The organism is Dyella koreensis (genome assembly GCF_044904565.1).
In the GTDB taxonomy this organism is placed as follows: Bacteria; Pseudomonadota; Gammaproteobacteria; order Xanthomonadales; family Rhodanobacteraceae; genus Dyella_D; species Dyella_D koreensis.
Window position 1 is genome coordinate 352,072 of sequence record NZ_JADIKD010000012.1, and the last position, 16,859, is coordinate 368,930.

General features: G+C 61.2%; 14 protein-coding genes. 6 read left to right on the forward strand and 8 right to left on the reverse strand.

Going from position 1 to position 16,859, the window contains the following annotated elements; genetic code table 11:
• Positions 1-65: 65 nt before the first annotated feature.
• Together ISS97_RS16695 and ISS97_RS16700 are read right to left on the reverse strand one after the other, a co-directional pair.
• A complete protein-coding gene (locus ISS97_RS16695; protein ID WP_379983477.1) occupies positions 66-986 on the reverse strand; it encodes an alpha/beta fold hydrolase in 921 nt (306 codons plus the stop codon).
• Between the two features lie 185 nt (positions 987-1,171).
• The gene (locus ISS97_RS16700) at positions 1,172-1,921 is read right to left on the reverse strand and encodes an SDR family oxidoreductase (RefSeq protein WP_379983476.1); all 750 of its coding nucleotides are present in this window, start codon (positions 1,919-1,921) and stop codon (positions 1,172-1,174) included.
• Between the two features lie 110 nt (positions 1,922-2,031).
• Between ISS97_RS16700 and ISS97_RS16705 the strand changes: the two genes are divergently transcribed.
• Both ISS97_RS16705 and ISS97_RS16710 read left to right on the forward strand, forming a co-directional pair.
• Entirely contained in the window at positions 2,032-2,949 is a 918-nt protein-coding gene (locus ISS97_RS16705; RefSeq protein ID WP_379983475.1) for a LysR family transcriptional regulator, read from the forward strand.
• A 279-nt stretch (positions 2,950-3,228) separates the two neighbouring features.
• Entirely contained in the window at positions 3,229-3,741 is a 513-nt protein-coding gene (locus tag ISS97_RS16710) for a GNAT family N-acetyltransferase (protein WP_379983474.1), read from the forward strand.
• Positions 3,742-3,845: 104 nt separating this feature from the next.
• Here ISS97_RS16710 and ISS97_RS16715 read toward each other — a convergent pair whose 3' ends face one another.
• A complete protein-coding gene (locus tag ISS97_RS16715) occupies positions 3,846-4,619 on the reverse strand; it encodes an alpha/beta fold hydrolase (protein ID WP_379983473.1) in 774 nt (257 codons plus the stop codon).
• A gap of 111 nt (positions 4,620-4,730) precedes the next feature.
• Between ISS97_RS16715 and ISS97_RS16720 the strand changes: the two genes are divergently transcribed.
• Complete coding sequence (locus ISS97_RS16720; RefSeq protein ID WP_379983472.1) at positions 4,731-6,263, forward strand: HD domain-containing phosphohydrolase; 1,533 nt, start codon at positions 4,731-4,733, stop codon at positions 6,261-6,263.
• A gap of 143 nt (positions 6,264-6,406) precedes the next feature.
• Positions 6,407-7,402: a TolB family protein gene (locus ISS97_RS16725; RefSeq protein WP_379983471.1), complete on the forward strand. Its 996-nt coding sequence runs from the start codon at positions 6,407-6,409 to the stop codon at positions 7,400-7,402.
• An 85-nt stretch (positions 7,403-7,487) separates the two neighbouring features.
• Here the strand turns inward: ISS97_RS16725 and ISS97_RS16730 are convergent, their stop codons facing one another.
• The 4 genes from ISS97_RS16730 to ISS97_RS16745 form a co-directional block, all read right to left on the reverse strand.
• A complete protein-coding gene (locus ISS97_RS16730; RefSeq protein ID WP_379983470.1) occupies positions 7,488-8,861 on the reverse strand; it encodes a glycoside hydrolase family 2 in 1,374 nt (457 codons plus the stop codon).
• 147 nt (positions 8,862-9,008) lie between these two features.
• Positions 9,009-10,592, reverse strand: coding sequence for a phospholipase D family protein (locus ISS97_RS16735; protein ID WP_379983469.1), 1,584 nt, complete (start codon positions 10,590-10,592; stop codon positions 9,009-9,011).
• Between the two features lie 77 nt (positions 10,593-10,669).
• Positions 10,670-10,936 (reverse strand): hypothetical protein, encoded by a 267-nt coding sequence (locus tag ISS97_RS16740; RefSeq protein WP_379983468.1) that lies wholly within the window; start codon positions 10,934-10,936, stop codon positions 10,670-10,672.
• A gap of 290 nt (positions 10,937-11,226) precedes the next feature.
• On the reverse strand, positions 11,227-11,943 hold the full coding sequence (locus ISS97_RS16745; protein ID WP_379983467.1) for an SDR family NAD(P)-dependent oxidoreductase: 717 nt from the start codon (positions 11,941-11,943) through the stop codon (positions 11,227-11,229).
• A 410-nt stretch (positions 11,944-12,353) separates the two neighbouring features.
• Between ISS97_RS16745 and ISS97_RS16750 the strand changes: the two genes are divergently transcribed.
• Entirely contained in the window at positions 12,354-13,340 is a 987-nt protein-coding gene (locus ISS97_RS16750) for a phytanoyl-CoA dioxygenase family protein (protein WP_379983466.1), read from the forward strand.
• 11 nt (positions 13,341-13,351) lie between these two features.
• On the opposite strand, the gene ISS97_RS16755 is transcribed toward ISS97_RS16750, so the two are convergent.
• The gene (locus tag ISS97_RS16755) at positions 13,352-14,944 is read right to left on the reverse strand and encodes a carboxylesterase/lipase family protein (RefSeq protein WP_379983465.1); all 1,593 of its coding nucleotides are present in this window, start codon (positions 14,942-14,944) and stop codon (positions 13,352-13,354) included.
• A gap of 276 nt (positions 14,945-15,220) precedes the next feature.
• On the opposite strand from ISS97_RS16755, the gene ISS97_RS16760 reads away from it, so the two are divergent.
• Positions 15,221-16,801, forward strand: coding sequence for a GH39 family glycosyl hydrolase (locus ISS97_RS16760; protein WP_417323429.1), 1,581 nt, complete (start codon positions 15,221-15,223; stop codon positions 16,799-16,801).
• The last annotated feature ends 58 nt before the right edge of the window (positions 16,802-16,859 follow it).

Sequence of the window (16,859 nt, forward strand, 5' to 3'; positions counted from 1 at the left end):
ACCCATCCGATGCGGCCCAACCGTGCGACAAAAGCGTCGAAGAGCCAATCAGGACTCGCCAGGGATCACTTGATCGGCTTGCCATCGGCAAAGTCGCGTACAGCAGCGATGGTCGTATCCGTCGCTTCTTCCATCAGCCAGTGGCCTGCATGGGGAACCACGAGTTCAGTGACGTGATCGGCGGCGTTGCGCATCACGATGGCCTCGTTCGCACCAAACGATTTTTCTCCGCCGATGGCAAGCACAGGCATGGTGAGCTTGGTGGCCATGGAGGCCTTGTTGTCTTCCGCATCTTGTCGAATAGCGCGGAATTGGGCGAACGCGGAATGCATGGCGCCTGGCCGGGCGTAGATTTCGGCGTAGTGACGGCGCGAGGCTTCGTCGAACTTGGAGGGATCGCCCGCAAATTCGTTCCAGAACCGGTCGAGATAGATGCGCTCACGGCCTGCGACGAGGCGCTCCATATCCGGCCCGCCAAAGTCGAAGTGCCACAGCGCGGGCAGGCGCACGATCTGATCCCACGGCGGAATGCCAGGGACAGGCGCATCCATCACGATCAAGCGATCGGTCTTGGCCGGGTACCGCGCGGCGTAGGCATAGGCCACCATCGTGCCAATGTCATGACCTACGACGACAGCGTGATCGATGCCGAGTTTGGTCAATACGGCGCGTACGTCACCCGCCTGGGTTTTCTTGTCGTAGCCGCCCTCCGGATGCGACGAGAGACCCATGCCGCGCAGGTCGGGCACGACGACCGTGTGATCCCGAGCCAGGTTGGCGGCGAGCGGCACCCACATATCGCCGGTGTCGCCAAAACCATGCAGCAGGACGACGGCAGGGCCATGGCCACCGACGCGAACATGGATCGTTGCGCCGTCCGTCTGGATCTCCTGGGTTCGAAATGAGGAAGGGAAGGGTTGAACGTCCGCCATGGCGGGCAAGCTGAGCACCATGGACAAGGCTGTAGCGAGCAGAAAACGAAACATGAGCTTGACTCCGAGATAGGTGTCTCGCGGTGATGAATGGGATCCCCTGGCCGTGACGAAGCCGTAGTGCCGCTTCGTCAGGAAGGCTAGTTCACTGGAGACAGGGTTAGGTATGTGTGATCAGGGGTGCGCCATCAACCGATGAATGCTCCGCCTGTGATTTTCGTGCCGGTCTACGTCAGGCCTTAGAGCTGACTCATACCACCGTCGGCAATGATCTCCGTGCCGACGATGAAGGCCGATTCGGGCGCGGACAGGTGCAATACCGTCGATGCGATTTCGGCCGGCCGGCCAAAGCGGCCAAGCGGTACCTGGGCCTGGATCTGAGCGGCGGTAGCCTTCAAGGAGGCCTCGTCCAGACCAAGCTTCCCGTACAGCGGCGTTTCCACGGGGCCGGGGCTAACCACATTGACACGCGCGCCGCGCGACAAGAGTTCGGCGGAAAGCGTCTTGGCCAGGGAGATCACCGCTGCCTTGCTGGCCGCGTAGACCGACGAGCCCGGCATGCCGATATGCGCATTGATGGAGCCGTTGATGACCAGCGACGCGCCTTTATTGAGCAGCGGCAGCAGCGCCTGGACCTGGAAATACAGGCCCTTCACGTTCACGTTGAATATCTCATCCCAGAACGACTCGTCGACATCCGGAAACGGCGAGAACTTGGCGTTACCTGCATTGAGAAAGACGGCATCGAGCAGGAGACCTTGCGCACTCAGGCTGCCGGCCAACTCCCTGGCGCCCGCAACCGTGCTGGCGTCGTTGCGAATGGCTACTGCCTTTGGCCCCAGCGTGGCGGCGGCCTGCTCGAGAGAGGTCCGATCGCGGCCGGTGATGATGACGCGGGCACCTTCCGCAGCGTAAGCCTGGGCAGCGGCCAGGCCGATGCCGCTATTGCCGCCGGTGACCAGAACGGTTTTGCCTTCAAAGCGATTCATGACGTTTCTCCAAATGATGGGTTGGGGGTGGGGCGTTGAGCGTCATGTTGCGCGCCTGGCCCATGCTTGCCGTACCATCTCTTCGCCGTACTCGTTCGAAAGGATCGAACATGTTGTCCGAAGACGAATTGGCCCTGCTTGAAGCCATTCGCGATAGCGGAAGCCTTACCCGCGCAGCCGTTCGCCTGGGCAAGGCGCCATCAACCGTTTCGCATGCGGCGCGACAGCTGGAGGCGCGTTTCGACGCTCTTCTGTTCGATAGGCGCCGCTATCGCCTGCAGCTGACACCCGCCGGTCAGCTGTTGGCGCAGGAGGCTGCCCGCCTCAGCTTTGATGTTGCCCGCCTGACCCAGCGCGTGAAGCAGGTGGCCGGTGGCTGGGAAGATCGGCTATTGATCGTGACGGACGAGCTTTTGGAGTTCGAGTTGCTGATGCCCGTCATCCGTGCATTCGATGCGCAGCAATCCGGGGTCGCGTTGCGTATCACGCACGAAGTGCTAGGTGGCACATGGGAAGCACTGCGTGAAGGGCGCGCCGACCTGGTTATCGGCGCCACCAACGAGCCGCCCGTCATGCCGAATCTGCGCTGGCATGAGCTGGGGGTGATTGACTGGGTGTTTGCCATCTCGCCCCGGCACCCGCTGGCCAAGTCGAGCGAGCCGCTGACGAGGGATATGATCGCCGCCCATCGCGCCGTGGTCGTTGCGGACACCTCGCGACGGAGCGAGGGCAGGGTCTATGGCGTTCTTGGCGGACAAGCCACACTTGCGGTGCCAAGCATGCGCGCAAAGGCCTTGACCCAACGCGACGGGCTTGGCGTGGGTTGGCTGCCACGGCAGCGGATCGGCGCGATGCTCAAGAGTGGCGAGCTCGTGGAACGACGAGTGGCTGATCCGCGCGAGCCCAATACCCTCTATCTTGCCTGGCGTGGCGACCAGGCGGGGCGCGCGTTGAAGTGGTGGGTCGAGCAGCTCCATCAACCTCGCCTGGCCAAACGACTCATCCAGGGAAAGAACCTTGTCGAGTGAGTGGATGCTTTAAATCCACTTTGCAGACCTTCCTTTCGTCCTGCGTCATAGCTGCGGTCTTAGCTCCTGAGACAGGGCAATGCTGTAGTCAACGGCCACGAAGATGTTGTCGCCGCAGAACGCCCCACCAGACCACCACATACATCAGCTATGACTAGTCCCCACGTCGATCCAGCGCTCATTTTCGCCTGGCAAGCGGCACACTCCATCGCCCGGGGCTCCCCGCCACCTGTTCATGATCGCGGAGGCTTCCGAGTAGATACCCATTCGGAAAAAGAAGTGAAGCGCTGGGTATTTCCAGAGCTATGTGATGGCGTTCGCGCCGTTGCACATGACATCGAGGCTCCGCGGCATTACTTGAAACTGTGCGGCTCCAACAAAGAGCTGCGAAATGCAGTGCCAGTTCGCTGGGAGGTTCAGCCGGCCAACTATTTTATGCTGGCGACAGCGACGGCCCTCGATACAAAGCCACTGCCGCATGGTTACAGGTTGGAGCTTCATCAAGCCGGACCTGTCACCCGAGCTTGCGTCATCGCGCCTGATGGCGGCCTGGCTGCAAGCGGGTGCGCAGCCGAAATCGCGGATGCCTTCATTTACGATCGCATCGAGACTGCACCGGATCACCGGCGGAAGGGATTGGGCGTCGCAGTGATGGCCGCTCTTGGCAGTGCAAGAAAATCCCTCGCTAATCCTCAGCTCCTGGTGGCGACGGAAGATGGCCGCAACCTCTATGCGAACCTTGGTTGGACGGTGCTCGCGCCATTCGCCACCGCAACTATTCCGGAAAGTTGAGCTGGCTTGTTGGCACGCCCTTCCTTTCCGTGCGGCGGACTTCAAATATGGAAGAGCGCCCCGCGTGTGCGAGGCGCTCGACCGACCTGGTGTCCCAGTCTGGATTACTTCTTGCCCTGGGCTGCCTGCTCGATGATGGCAACGACCGCTTCGGGCTTGGATACATAGATGGCATGGCTGCCTGCTGCCTCGGCCACTGTCGCACCGGCGCGTTTGGCCATCATGTGCTGGGCGGGCGGCGGGATCATGTGATCGTTGGTGGCGACGAGGTACCAGCTCGGCTTCGACTTCCAGGCAGGAACGGTGATCTTGCCTCCAGCCGCCTCGACACCCCACGGTACCTGCGACGCCGCCATGAATTCGGCCTCTTCGGACGGGAGATCGCCCGCGAACGACGCGGCGAACTTGCCGCTATCCAGGGCCAGGAAGCCATCCTTCGGCGGCAGAACCGGGGGAACCGGTGCACCCGGGGCCGGGTTGGAAATCAGCGTCTGCACCGACTCGCCGGCTTCAGGAGCGAAGGCGGCGATGTAGACGAGCCGCTCTACCTTGGGATCGGTACCGGCCTCGGAGATCACCGCACCGCCGTATGAGTGGCCCACCAGCACTACCGGACCGTCCTGCTGCGCGATGACGCGCTTGGTGAAGGCGACATCGTCGGCGAGCGAGGTCGTCGGGTTTTGCACGATGCTGACGTTATAGCCGTCCTTTGTGAGCAGGTTGTAGACCCGTTGCCAGCCCGAACCGTCGACGAAACCACCGTGGACGAGCACGACATTCTTGAGGGGCTTCAAGGTCTGGGTGGGCTTGGCCGCATGAGCGGTGGAGGCCAGGGACAGGGCAGCAACTGCGGCGAACGCGAGTGACTTCAGTTTCATGGGATTCTCCAAAGGCGGGTAGGGTTGCGGATCGGTCTTTCGTCGGAGGGGCTGGCGAACCAGCCTTGGAGTGCAGATTGCCGCCGGGCCCTCGCGCGCACCATCGGTTGAATGACCGAGGCCCGCGCGGGGACGGCGGCGCTAGACTTCCCGCCTTCCTGTCTACAGGCCATGAAATCCATGGATGACTCCGCCGTCGCCCTCCTGGATGTGATCCGCTCGCTGGCCTTCGTTGGCGACCTCGCCATGGGCCAGCCCACCGATCACTCGCCGCGGGCCGCCTGGATGGCCGGGCAACTCGCCCGTGAGGCCGGCGCGGACCACGCAACGTGCACGCGCGCCACGGTGGTCGCTTTGCTGCGATGGTCGGGCTGTACGGCCAATGCGCCGGAGTTCGCCCAGTTGTTTGGCGACGACGTGAGTGGCCGGAAAGCGCTGCTTGCCATCCAGTCCCCCAACAGCGGCTTTCGGTCCGGCACACGCAACAAGGGATCGGCGTTTCTCTCGCTGTCGCGCATCCATTGCGAAGTGTCGGGCGACATCGCGGCACAGCTTGGACTGGATGATGAAACGCAGTTCGCGCTGCACCATCTGTTTGAAAGCCATGACGGCACGGGTGCGCCGGATGGCCTGCGCGGCAACCAGGTTCCCGTGGCCGTCTATATGGCCTCGCTTGCCGGGGATCTTGAGATCTTCAACCGTCTGTACGGCGTGGAGCAGGCATGCAGGCTCATTGGCGAACGGGCGGATGTGCTGTATCCGCGAGACCTCGCGAACGTGTTGCTGGCGCACGCCCAAGAGTGGCTATCCGCACTCGATCAGGACCCGACGCTGTCTGGCCCGTGCTCGCTGGATGCGACGCTCGCAGGACGCACGACGTCCCTGGAAATTCTGGCGCACGTCATTGACTTGAAGCTTCCCTGGATGACCGGGTATTCGCGCGACGTAGCGCAACTGGCGCGTCGTGCCGCGCGTCAGCTGGGGCTGGACGAAGCAGGACAGAAGAGGGTGTATCGGGCCGCGCTGATTCATGGCATGGGGCGAGCCTCAGTACCCAACATGGTCTGGGATACGCCGGGCCGTCTCGCAGAGTCGGCCTGGGAGCGGGTACGACTGGTGCCGTACTGGACTGGCCGCGCCGCGCGACAGATTGGCTCGCTGGCCGGTGAGGCCGAAGTCGCGTCGTATGCGTATGAGCGGCCGGATGGATCGGGTTACTTCCGCGAGGTGAAAGAAGTCAGCATTCCTTTCGAAGCCCGCATTCTGGCGGCGGCCGCGGCACTGGCTTCGCTTCGTGCGGCGCGCCCCTGGCGCGAGGCATATACGGAGCACGCTGCCAACGACATGCTGAAGGCCGAAGCCGCCGCGGGCCGTTACGATGTCGAAATCGTTCGCGCGCTTCTCGACAAGCCACGCTCCTCGGGTGCCCGATTGCAGGCGATGCCGTCGACCGGCCTGCTTACAGAACGCGAGCGGGAAGTTCTTCGCTGCATCAGCCTGGGCGCGAGCAACAAACAGGCAGCACAGAAGCTTTCCATCAGCCCGAGCACCGTACGCACCCATATTGAAAGCGTGTTCCGGAAACTGGAGTGTTCAACGCGCGCGGCAGCCACACTAAAGGCGACTCAGCTGGGCTTGTTGTAGCGCCGAGGCGCCATCGGTACGCAAGGGGATGCCGCTTGCCGTGTGCAGGATGCCGCTCATCCCGCACCGAATGTCCTTCGTCACCTCGTTCTTGCTCTACCAGTCGCGCCCCTGCGAAGGTGAACCACAACGCGCAAGCTTGATTGCCGATCACCTTCTTCAAGCCGATCCAAGGCAAGACACGCATGTCAAATCGCTCATCGGACCCGAACCTCCTGCGCAGGTGTTCCATTGCATGCGTCTTATTGGCGCTCAGTTCTTTGCCCGCGGTGGCAGTAACGCCAACCGGGCAACCGGAATCGACGACAAAAGCCACTCCGGCACCAACGCATTTCCAGCCCGAAACGACATGGCCAGACGGCGATGATTCAGCGCCCGCCTTCACGCCCGACGGCAGAACCGTGTTCTTTACTCATAGAGACAGCGCCATCACGATCATGATGTCCACGCTGCACGACGGCACCTGGTCCAAACCGCAGGTCGCGCCGTTCTCAGGCAAGTGGCGCGACATCGAACCCAGCATGGCGCCGGACGGCTCCTATCTGGTCTTCGTCTCCAACCGGCCTGCGGAGGCGGGCGGAGCGCCTCTGACGGGTTATTTTGGTGGGCAGTCGCAACCTGGCAAGGGCGGCAATATCTGGAGGGTCGAGCGCAAAGGCAGCGGCTGGGGCGAACCCGTGCGACTCCCCGACATCATCAACAGCAACTCGGCGATCTATTCGCCCGCTGTGGCCGGCGATGGCAGCATCTATTTCAACCAGCCGGACCCGGTGACCAGGAAGAGCCACATCTATCGAGCGCAAGCCAAGGGTAATGGCTTCGAGGCACCCGTCCCGTTATCGATCAGCGACGGAACTCATCCAGGCTACGACGTGGCCGTTGCCCCCGACGAATCGTTTCTCGTCTTCTCCGCCAACCGGGCGCCGGCAGCGAAAGGTCAGTCGTTGCTGTTCGTCGCCTTCAAGCGAAACGGTGAGTGGAGCGAGCCGCAGGCGCTCGACCCCCATGTCGAGGGTCTTGAGGCCCGGCTCAGCCCGGACCTCAAGACGCTGTTTTTCGAAACTGATGACGCTTTGGGGACAAAGAAGCAAGGCCGGATCTTTCAGGTTCCGTTGAGCGCATACATTCCCACGCGGTGATTCTTTGCAGACTCCGGGGTGGGCTGAGCAACAAATGCCAGTTTCTGTATGAAGCACAGCGAGCAGGAGGCGCAAACGTGCAGACTCAGCTAAATCCTTTGTACTGTGTTCGCACAATCAACAAAGCCAGAAGCGGTATCGCGACCGCATAGGCGTACTGCGTAAGCGTTACGCCGATGCCAAACGGAAACCATATGGTCGGAACGCCGATCGATCCCAGCTCGCCTGCATATTGCGCCATCAGGATAAATGCCATCGTGGCGATCGCCATGCCGCGCATCGGGCCGCCGCGAACCACCCGCACGGCAATCAGCGCGAACAGCACGAGCAATCCGAGCCGAAAGACGTGAGTCATCGCCGCGATCTGCATCAGTGCTCCCACGATGCCAACCAAAGTAAGCAGCAGGATGGCTCCATCGATGGCTCGCGAGGAACGCACACTCCAACGGTTCCAGGTGAGCGTCCAGGCGGCGACACTCAGGGGCATCCAGACTACTTTTGATAGCCACGCGTAGGTGGGCAGACTCATCAGATCAGTCCACGAGACAATCGCGTTGTCGAGGCGCTTCACCGCTGAAAGCGCGAGCGCGATGCAGGCAAACGCGATGAAACCCGGGCGACTGCTGCGCGAACGGATCGCAAGCGCCAAACCGATGAGCGCAAACATGGCCAGGGGCTCGATCACTTCGACGATGTAGCCCGCGACCGTCCGCCACCATTGCACGTGGTATAGCGCGTAACTCTCTGGGCGTGGCGCCAGCGTCGGCGCGACATGTACGCCGCCGCCATCGGGGTTGGCGTCATTGCCCTGCTGCATGAACGCACGGATGGCGAGCACCGCACGGGTACCGGCCGCATCGGCGGGAAGCGCGAAAATCAGCGGCCGCGTGCCGACGACTCGGGGGGATGCGCCAAGTCGCCCCGATCCGCCCAGCCGCACGCCGTTCCAATACAACTCGTAGCCATCGTCGACGATGGTCGGCCCCAGGACATCCCATGCACGATTTCCCGCCGGCACCGTCACCGTGCGTCGATACCAGGCATATCCCTGATATCCGGGATGCCCGTGCACCATCCAGCCACCGACATAGTTCGGCAGACCGACATCGCCATCATGGCTGCTTGCCGGTGCGCTCAGGTCCATCGTTTCCCAGTCGCTGTCGTCCACGTTCGCATCGGCCCAGCGCGGATCGTCACCGATGTGGAAGCGCCATGCGCCATCCAGCAATGGGGCGGCGGCACGCAGTTCGGATGGATCAGGCCGGCCGCCGATCGCAAGGACAGCGATCACGCCGCCCAGCGCAACCAGGCTAACTATGATGATCCAGATGGAGAGAACGCGGCGCTGTATATCGGGCGCCATTCCAACAGGGGAGGCGGGCTCGGCGGACTCTGCTGCACTCGTCATCTGCGCTCTCCGGATTGACTTCAATGCGTTATCAAACGTACCCGTGCGCAACGTATTGCTGCACTGGATTGGTAGTCTAGGTCGCTGCGAAGCGAGGTGCCTGTGCATTTTGGCCTGCCAATGGTTGGCCCATCCAGGCCGAGGCACGCCACTCAGAGCCGGGGCGCACCTATCTATGAACATGCAGTGCGACCGTGATTAAAGCAGTCCCTCGATAGGCAGTACCCGAAGAACAAGTACCTCGACGCGACGTTTCGTTGTCGCGCCTGGCTCGGTCTGGTCACTGACGGTGACGCCATTTTTTTCAGACAGCCATTGCATATGCGTGGCTTGGGAATGAACTCCGGGCGTCCCACGCAGTACGACATGAAAGGCGTTGCCTGGCTGGATGGCGGTGTCAAAGAATTGCTTTACGGCGTCCGCGAGTTCTGGCGAATCGACGATGAGCCCCATCTCCGTATTGAGCAGCTTGGAGCGTGGGTCCATATTGAGCGAGCCGATGAATACATGCGACTGGTCAACAATCATGGCCTTCGCATGGAGACTGACGCCGGAAGAGGTGCCACGAGCGGTAGCGGGTTGCGCAGCGCCAAGGGCAGGGCGCAACTCATACAGATCGACGCCGCCTTCCAGGAGACGCCTGCGATAGTGCACATAGCCAGAGTGCGCCGCAGGCTCATCGGTCGAGGCAAGTGAATTGGTCAGCACCTTCACGCTTACGCCTTGCTGCGCCAGATTGACGAGATAGCGCGACCCTTTATCGCCAGGCACGAAGTAAGGCGAAATCACTACCACCTCAACGCGTGCCGCGTCCATCATGGCCTTCAGCTTGGGGCCGATGCGCAGAAACGGCGCGTCCTTGGGCGCTTCGATTTTCTCCGGCCGGTCAGCAACAAAGCTTGCCGGACCCCAGAACCAGCCGCCGCGTCGATCGCCGGTGGCGCCATGGGGAAATTCATCGGCGATCTCTTGTGCATAGTCCGATTGTGCGAAGGCGCGCGCATCGCGTACCAGCTTGACTCGCAATACGGCGAGATCCGCATGCGTATCCCGCCTGGTGCGGAACGCCGTTGCCGGATACGCCGCATCGCAATTCCAATAGGCATCGAAGGAACGCGAGGCTTCCTGCACCACGGGGCCGATCGCCACCAGGTCAAGGTCTCGAAAATTGGTATCGCTGCCAGCATCAAAATAGTCGTCACCGATATTTCGGCCGCCGATGATCGCTACGGCATTGTCGACAATGAATGACTTGTTGTGCATCCGCCGATTAAGGCGCGCCCCTTCAAGCGCAAACTGCCCCAACTTCGAAAGCATGGTTGGGTGGCGCGTTCGGAAGGGGTTGAAGAGCCGTACCTGGATGCTCGGGTGTGCATCCAGGGCATTGAACATGACGTCCTCGTCAGCCAGGTGCACGTCATCCAGAAGAATGCGCACGCGTACGCCGCGATCCGCGGCTGCCAGCAGGTGTAGCGCGATAAGCCGCCCTGTCGCATCGTTCTTGAAGATGAAGTACTGCAGATCAATCGAATGGCTGGCCTGGTCAATCAGGGCCACACGACTCATGAGCGCGTTGGTGCTTTTGGTCAACAGGCGAAAGCCGGATAAGCCATCGTGCCGGGTCAGCTCGGATGCGACGTAGCGCGACGACGGGGTGTCCGACGCGGGCGGCAATGCGCTGGAGGGGGATTTGACGAAATCCCTGCGCATGGACGAACAGCCGCCCATGACAGCCATCACCGCAACCACGAGAGTCACATACGAGAGAAGCCTGATACGCATCGCGGCGTCACCTCATCCGATCTCCCGCCCCTCCCACTGAGGGGCAGGGCAAGGCTGCGGGTTGAGCTGGAGCCCGGCTAAGCCTCCTCTGGAGGAGGCTGCAGTGTCACCACCAGCTCCTCGAGCGTGGCGATCTCATCGTTCAACGCATCGTGCAGCTCACTTTGGCGCGTCATCAACGTCTCGATCGGCCCGGCGTGCTTGAGCTTCTTCAGCTCGCCGTCGAACAGAAGCCACTGCGCCGTCAGCGTTTCGACGTTGTTCTTCGCGTAGTGGCGCATCTCTTTGAGTTGCGCAAGGACGTCGTTGACGTGTTCGAACGGAGTCTTCGTATCCGTGGACATGGTGGCACCTCAAGTCCCATCCGATTTTCAGCATAGTCGCGTGAAGCTGGCTGGTGCTGAAACAGAGCGAATACATGGATTTCAGATGTTTATTACCTTCCTGCCAGCCAGGCGATCCGACACATGGCGGTGCACAACCGTGATTGGCTTGTGAATTTTCGGCGCACGGGTGTTACAGGTCGATACGCTGGCCGCTCTTCTCGGCAAAGGCGGTGCTCTTCATACCAAGCGAATTTCCGCCATCAGAAAATGCTCTTCAATTCCGATCAGCTTCATGGCCGATCCTCTATTCACCACGGGACAGTGCGGCCCATGCGGTCGAGGTATTCCAGGCCCGGCCTTCCCCGCTTCGAGAGCAGCGTGTTCACGATGTCCGGAATGGTTTCCTCAAGGCCGGACGGCGCGTTCGGACCGCCCAGCGCCGTACGAATCCAGCCCGGAGCCATCAGCACTAAGGCGCGTGGCTCACCTGCATGGCGAGCAGCGTAGCTTCGCATGTACTGATTCAGGGCGGACTTGCTGCCGCGATAGATTTCAAACCCACCGTTGGTATTGTTGGCGATGCTGCCCTGTCCCGACGACATGACGCCAATGAGGCCATCGGGAGGGACCAGATCCTGCAGCGCTTCGACGCTACGCATAGGGCCAAGTGCATTCGTGACCATCACACGGATGAACTCCTCGGTGGATACTTCAGCGATGGTGTCATTCGGATTCGCGTTGGCGGTACCGGCGTTCACGAACAGGATGTCGAATACCCGGCCCGACAAGCGGGCACGAAGTGCCGCGATCTGCTCCGGTTCGCAGATGTCGACGGTCTCGACCTCGACGCGGCCCTGGTTTTCGTCGGCCAGGTCGTGCAGTTGAGTTCGGCCCTCGATCGGGCGTGTAGTGCCGACGACGCTCCACCCCTTTTTCAAGAGTTCGGCGGCCATGGCATGCCCGAGGCCACGCGATGCACCGATGAGCAGAATGGCAGGGGCGTTATTGCTATTTGAGTGGCTCATAAAGATGCTTTGTCATTGGACAGTCCTGATCTTGGTGAAGGAAGATGCATTGCACCAGACGCGCTTGACGCAATAATCGATTGCATCGAAATCAACGATCAGTCAATGCAGGGGGCGACTTGACATGCAAGACGTGGACTTGAATCTCCTTACCGCGCTGGATGCATTGCTCACCGAGTGCAGCGTGACCAAGGCAGCGCACCGACTCGCCTCCATGCGGATCCCGCCCATCGGTGGCTGCGCGATACCATTTTTGCCATTTGCAAAAGTGCTTTCCCATAGATCCATCGTCACTGCGTGCGTTTGAGGCAAGCTATGGCGTGGACCGCAAAGAGGGGCCACGCCATTTCGAACATTTCAAAGCCGAGATGCCAGAGGCTGGTACACATTTTTAAGTAGCGAGGAGCGCGATGGCCGAGACGACGACAAGCCTTGGTATTGATGAGTTGCACGCCTACTGGGCTCGCGTGTGCGCGCCAGGATCTGCTGCGCCGCTACCGCAGGACGTGGTGAAGACGTTACTGGCCGGCCTGCGTCTTAACGTGCTGGAAACCCTGCGCTATCTGCATCAGAAGCAGCCGAGCTACGCACAATTCGAAGCCTGGGTATGGGAGCGCAATGGCGGCGAACTGGAAGAAGTCGCGCTGAATCGCTTGCGGCGCGCCCTCGCAGGCGAGGCCGTCGGCGCCGAAGTCGGCGATCTTGAGCATGTCGAAGGCCTGACCGCCGACGACCTTGCACACTGGCACGAGCATGGCTACGTCATCCTGCGCAACGCGATCAGCTCGGAAGCGGCGGAAATCGCAGAGACGGCTATTTACGATTTTTTAGAGATGGATCGCGACAACCCGGAATCCTGGTATCGCGAATCGCTGGGTCACTCCATCTGGGTGCCACTACTGCGACATCCCGCACTAGTGGCCAATCGTCGCGCGCCACGCATTCATAAGGCCCATGCACAACTGTGGGGGCGCGAGGATCTTTGGGTAACCATCGACCAAGGCGGGTTTAATCCGCCGGAGCGCGAAAATTGGCCGTTCCCCGGACCGCATTTGCACTGGGATGCCACACTCGCCGAGCCGCACTGCCTTGAATTGCAGGGCATCCTGTATCTCGCCGACGTCGATGAGGACCAGGGCGCTTTCAGCTGCGTGCCGGGCTTTCATCGCACGCTGAAGCAATGGCTGAAAAGTATCCCCTCAGGCATGGATGTGCATGATTATGCGCGGCGTACCTTGACGATGACGCCAATTGCCGCAAAGCGCGGCGACATGATCATCTGGCATCACCTGCTGCCGCATGGCAGCAGTCCGAATCGTTCGCAGCGACCGCGTGTCGTGCAATATATGTCGCTACGACCGACGCGCTTTGCCTACACCGAGGAATGGAAGTCTTGATTGTGATGGCTTCATAGCGTGCGACCAGCGTCGACGCGCTGAAGAAACTCATAGCGCGCCGCGTCGCGATCAACCATGGTATGTGTGTCTGCGCCAATGGCCTGACGCAATAGGCCACCGTCTTTGCCCGCTGCGGCCGGCCAATGCGGCAGGCCCGGGCCATTGGGATCGCCTGTTTTGATAAAGCGAACCCAATAACCCTGCATGATGTCCGAGACATGGCGATCGGCCACGGTCCAGGCAAAGACATCGTTACCGGACAGATTACCCAGGGCGTACTCGATTTCGCCGCTGTGCACCGCGCCGGCATCCGGAGCGGCACTACCGTCGCGCTTGGCTGGGCGCGCCTGGGTGAAATAGTAGTAGTACACCGGCGCTTGCCCGGTCTGGCGATGCAGGCGCATCCATTGCCACGTTGAGAAGGCGATGAACTGGTCGCCCGCGAGTGCTGTGCCGGACGCCTTGGCATCGGCTTCGGTCGGGCCTGGGTAGAGCTTGAGGGCTTCCGCGGCGTGTTCGCCAAACTGCTTCTGCACGGCGGCGCGATAGTTGTCGAGCGTCAGTGCCCGATCTTCGAGCAGGCTTGTGTAACTGCCTTCCTGCGAGTTCGCGCCGAGCAACAGAGGAATATGTGCCTGCCCACCGGCCTCATAGATGGCCTCAGGCGGGCGGGGGAGGAAGTAGCCGTCGACGGTGGGACGGAATTCGGGCACATCCTTTTGGCCCGCGGCTTCGAGTAGCGTCTGTGCGCTCATCGAGCGCAACTGATCCAGCGAGCGCGCTCCAACGCGCCGCACGAACGCTTCGCCTTCTCGCGTCGCCTGGGCGAGTGGCATCGGATTAAGGTTGCCGAGCACAGCGCCGCTTTCGCCTATCGCGCGATGCATCAGGCCCTTGGACAACGGCGAGGCCATTTGCGCTGATACCGACATGGATCCTGCCGACTCGCCGCCAATGGTGACCTGGTCGGGATCGCCACCGAATGCAGCGATATTGCGCCGAACCCACTTCAGCGCGGCTTGCTGGTCGAGCAACCCATAGTTGCCAGCGGCGTGCTCGGGCGACTCGGCAACCAGGGCAGGGGATGCCAGGAAACCGAAGACGTCCAGCCGATAGTTCACCGTGATCGTCACGATCCCGCGTTGCGCCAGGCTGGCGCCGTCGTATCGCGGCTCCGAGCCATCGCCAGCGATGAACCCTCCGCCATAGAAATAGACCAGCACCGGGAGGTTCTTGCGCGGGGTGTCCGCGGGCGTCCAGACGTTGAGGTACAGGCAGTCTTCACTCATGCCGTCGGAACGAAACACCATGTCGCTGAACACGGGACGCTGCATGCACCGCGGACCGAAATGATCGGCTTTTCGCACACCCGTCCACGCGGTCACCGGATGCGGTGGTTTCCACCGCAACGGGCCGATCGGCGGGGCGGCGTAAGGAATGCCCTTGAATTCGTTCAAGCCGGTCTTGGCATCACGGGTGCCGGACAAGCGACCTCCGGCAACGGTCGCTTCCGGCGTTGAGGTGGAAGCCAGAGTTGGCGCTGCGGTCGTGGCGGCCATCAGACCCAGGAGGATGCGGCGCGAGAGCATGGATGCGTTGAGCAAGGTAGGTTCCCCTGGATTGACTCGCCTCGGAGCGTGGCATCGCTGTTTAGAGCAAGTCGCCTTCAGATATCCGCCGCATCGGCTTATGTTTTTGCCATGCGTTGCGGCGGACCTCAAATCGAGCCTGTGTCTGGAGCCAGACTTGCCGCGTAGCGTGCCACATCGCATGACTGATCAAAATCATAATGGACTCCCTCTGGAAATCGCTGACAGGGATTTGTTGAACTCCACTGCTGTGACGATCTTGAAGTAGGAAAACCTATGCGCGGGAAGGCAATGGCACGGCGTCGAGGCTGGGCGGCGGCAAGCGGGTTCATGTGCATGCTGGCCTGCCTGCCCCTGGCGGTTCAAGCGGGGCAGGAGGCTCGTCAGATCGCCATCGACGTGAAGGGGCCTTCGTTTCCGACCGATCGCGCTTACAACGCTTCCGTCGGTTCCGATTATCCAGGCACGCTGATCCGCGATGACAACCTCGCCCAGCTCAAGACCGTGCAGGCGGAGCTCGGCTTTCGCTACCTTCGGTTCCACGCGATCTTCCATGACGTGCTCGGCACCTATCGGGAAGTCGACGGCAAGCCCGTCTACGACTGGACCAAGATCGACTATCTCTATGACCGCTTGCTCGCCATGGGCATTCGGCCATTTGTGGAGCTGGGCTTCACACCGGAAGCGATGAAGACCTCGGACCAGAGCATCTTCTACTGGAAAGGCAACACCTCCCACCCGGTGCTTTCAAAGTGGAGCGCACTGGTGGATGCCTTCGTGCGCCACCTGGAGCAGCGCTACGGGCAACAGGAAATTCGCCAGTGGTACTTCGAAGTCTGGAACGAACCCAACCTGGCTGGCTTCTGGGAGGGTGGCGATCAAAAGGCTTATTTCGATCTCTTCGATGCCACCGCACGCACCATCAAGCGGATTGATCCTCAGTTGAAAGTAGGTGGCCCCGCGACGGCTGGCGCCGCATGGGTACCGGCACTGATCGAACACACCACGCAAGCACGCACGCCGCTCGATTTCGTTTCCACCCACACCTATGGCGTCGATGGGGGCTTTCTCGATGAAAAGGGCGAAAGCGATACCAAGCTTTCACCATCGCCGGATGCCATCGTGGGCGATGTCCGTAGCGTGCGCCAACAGATCGACCATTCCTCGAAGCCAGGACTACCTCTCTATTTCACCGAATGGAGCACCAGCTATACGCCGCGCGACTCTGTGCACGATTCGTATGTAAGTGCCGCGTACATTCTTCAAAAGCTCAAGGCTTGCGAAGGCATGGTGCAGGGCATGAGCTACTGGACCTTCAGCGATCTGTTCGAGGAACCCGGCCCACCGACGGCGCCATTCCAGGGTGGATTCGGCCTGTTGAATCCTCAAGGCATCCGTAAGCCGGCTTATTTCGCCTACAAATACTTGAATCGTCTCGGCCCGACGGAGTTGAAGACGCCGGACGCGCAAAGTCATGTCACCTGGGATGGCGATGCACTCAAGGCGCTGGTATGGGATTTCTTGCAGCCCGAGCAGGACAAGAGCAACCGATCCTTCTTCACCAAGCTGTTTCCGTCACAGCCAAGCCGGCCGCTCAGCCTGGAATTCGAGCATATGCAGCCGGGCCAGTGGCAAGTCGCCATCTACCGCACGGGCTACGACGCCAACGATGCCTATTCGGCCTATCTGCGCATGGGATCCCCCAAGGCGCTGACAGACGATCAGCTGCGGCAGTTGCAGACGATCACGGCGGACAAGGCCGAAGTGCGTGCGCTTAGTGTCGATGCCCGTGGACACGCCACGCTGTCTATTCCCATGCGGTCCAATGACATTGTGCTGGTCGAAATCACGCGACGCGGACGGAATAAATGATCGCTAGCGCGAGCTTCGCGCTAGCGATCACGCGAGGGAAAGAGGCCGCCGCGCACAC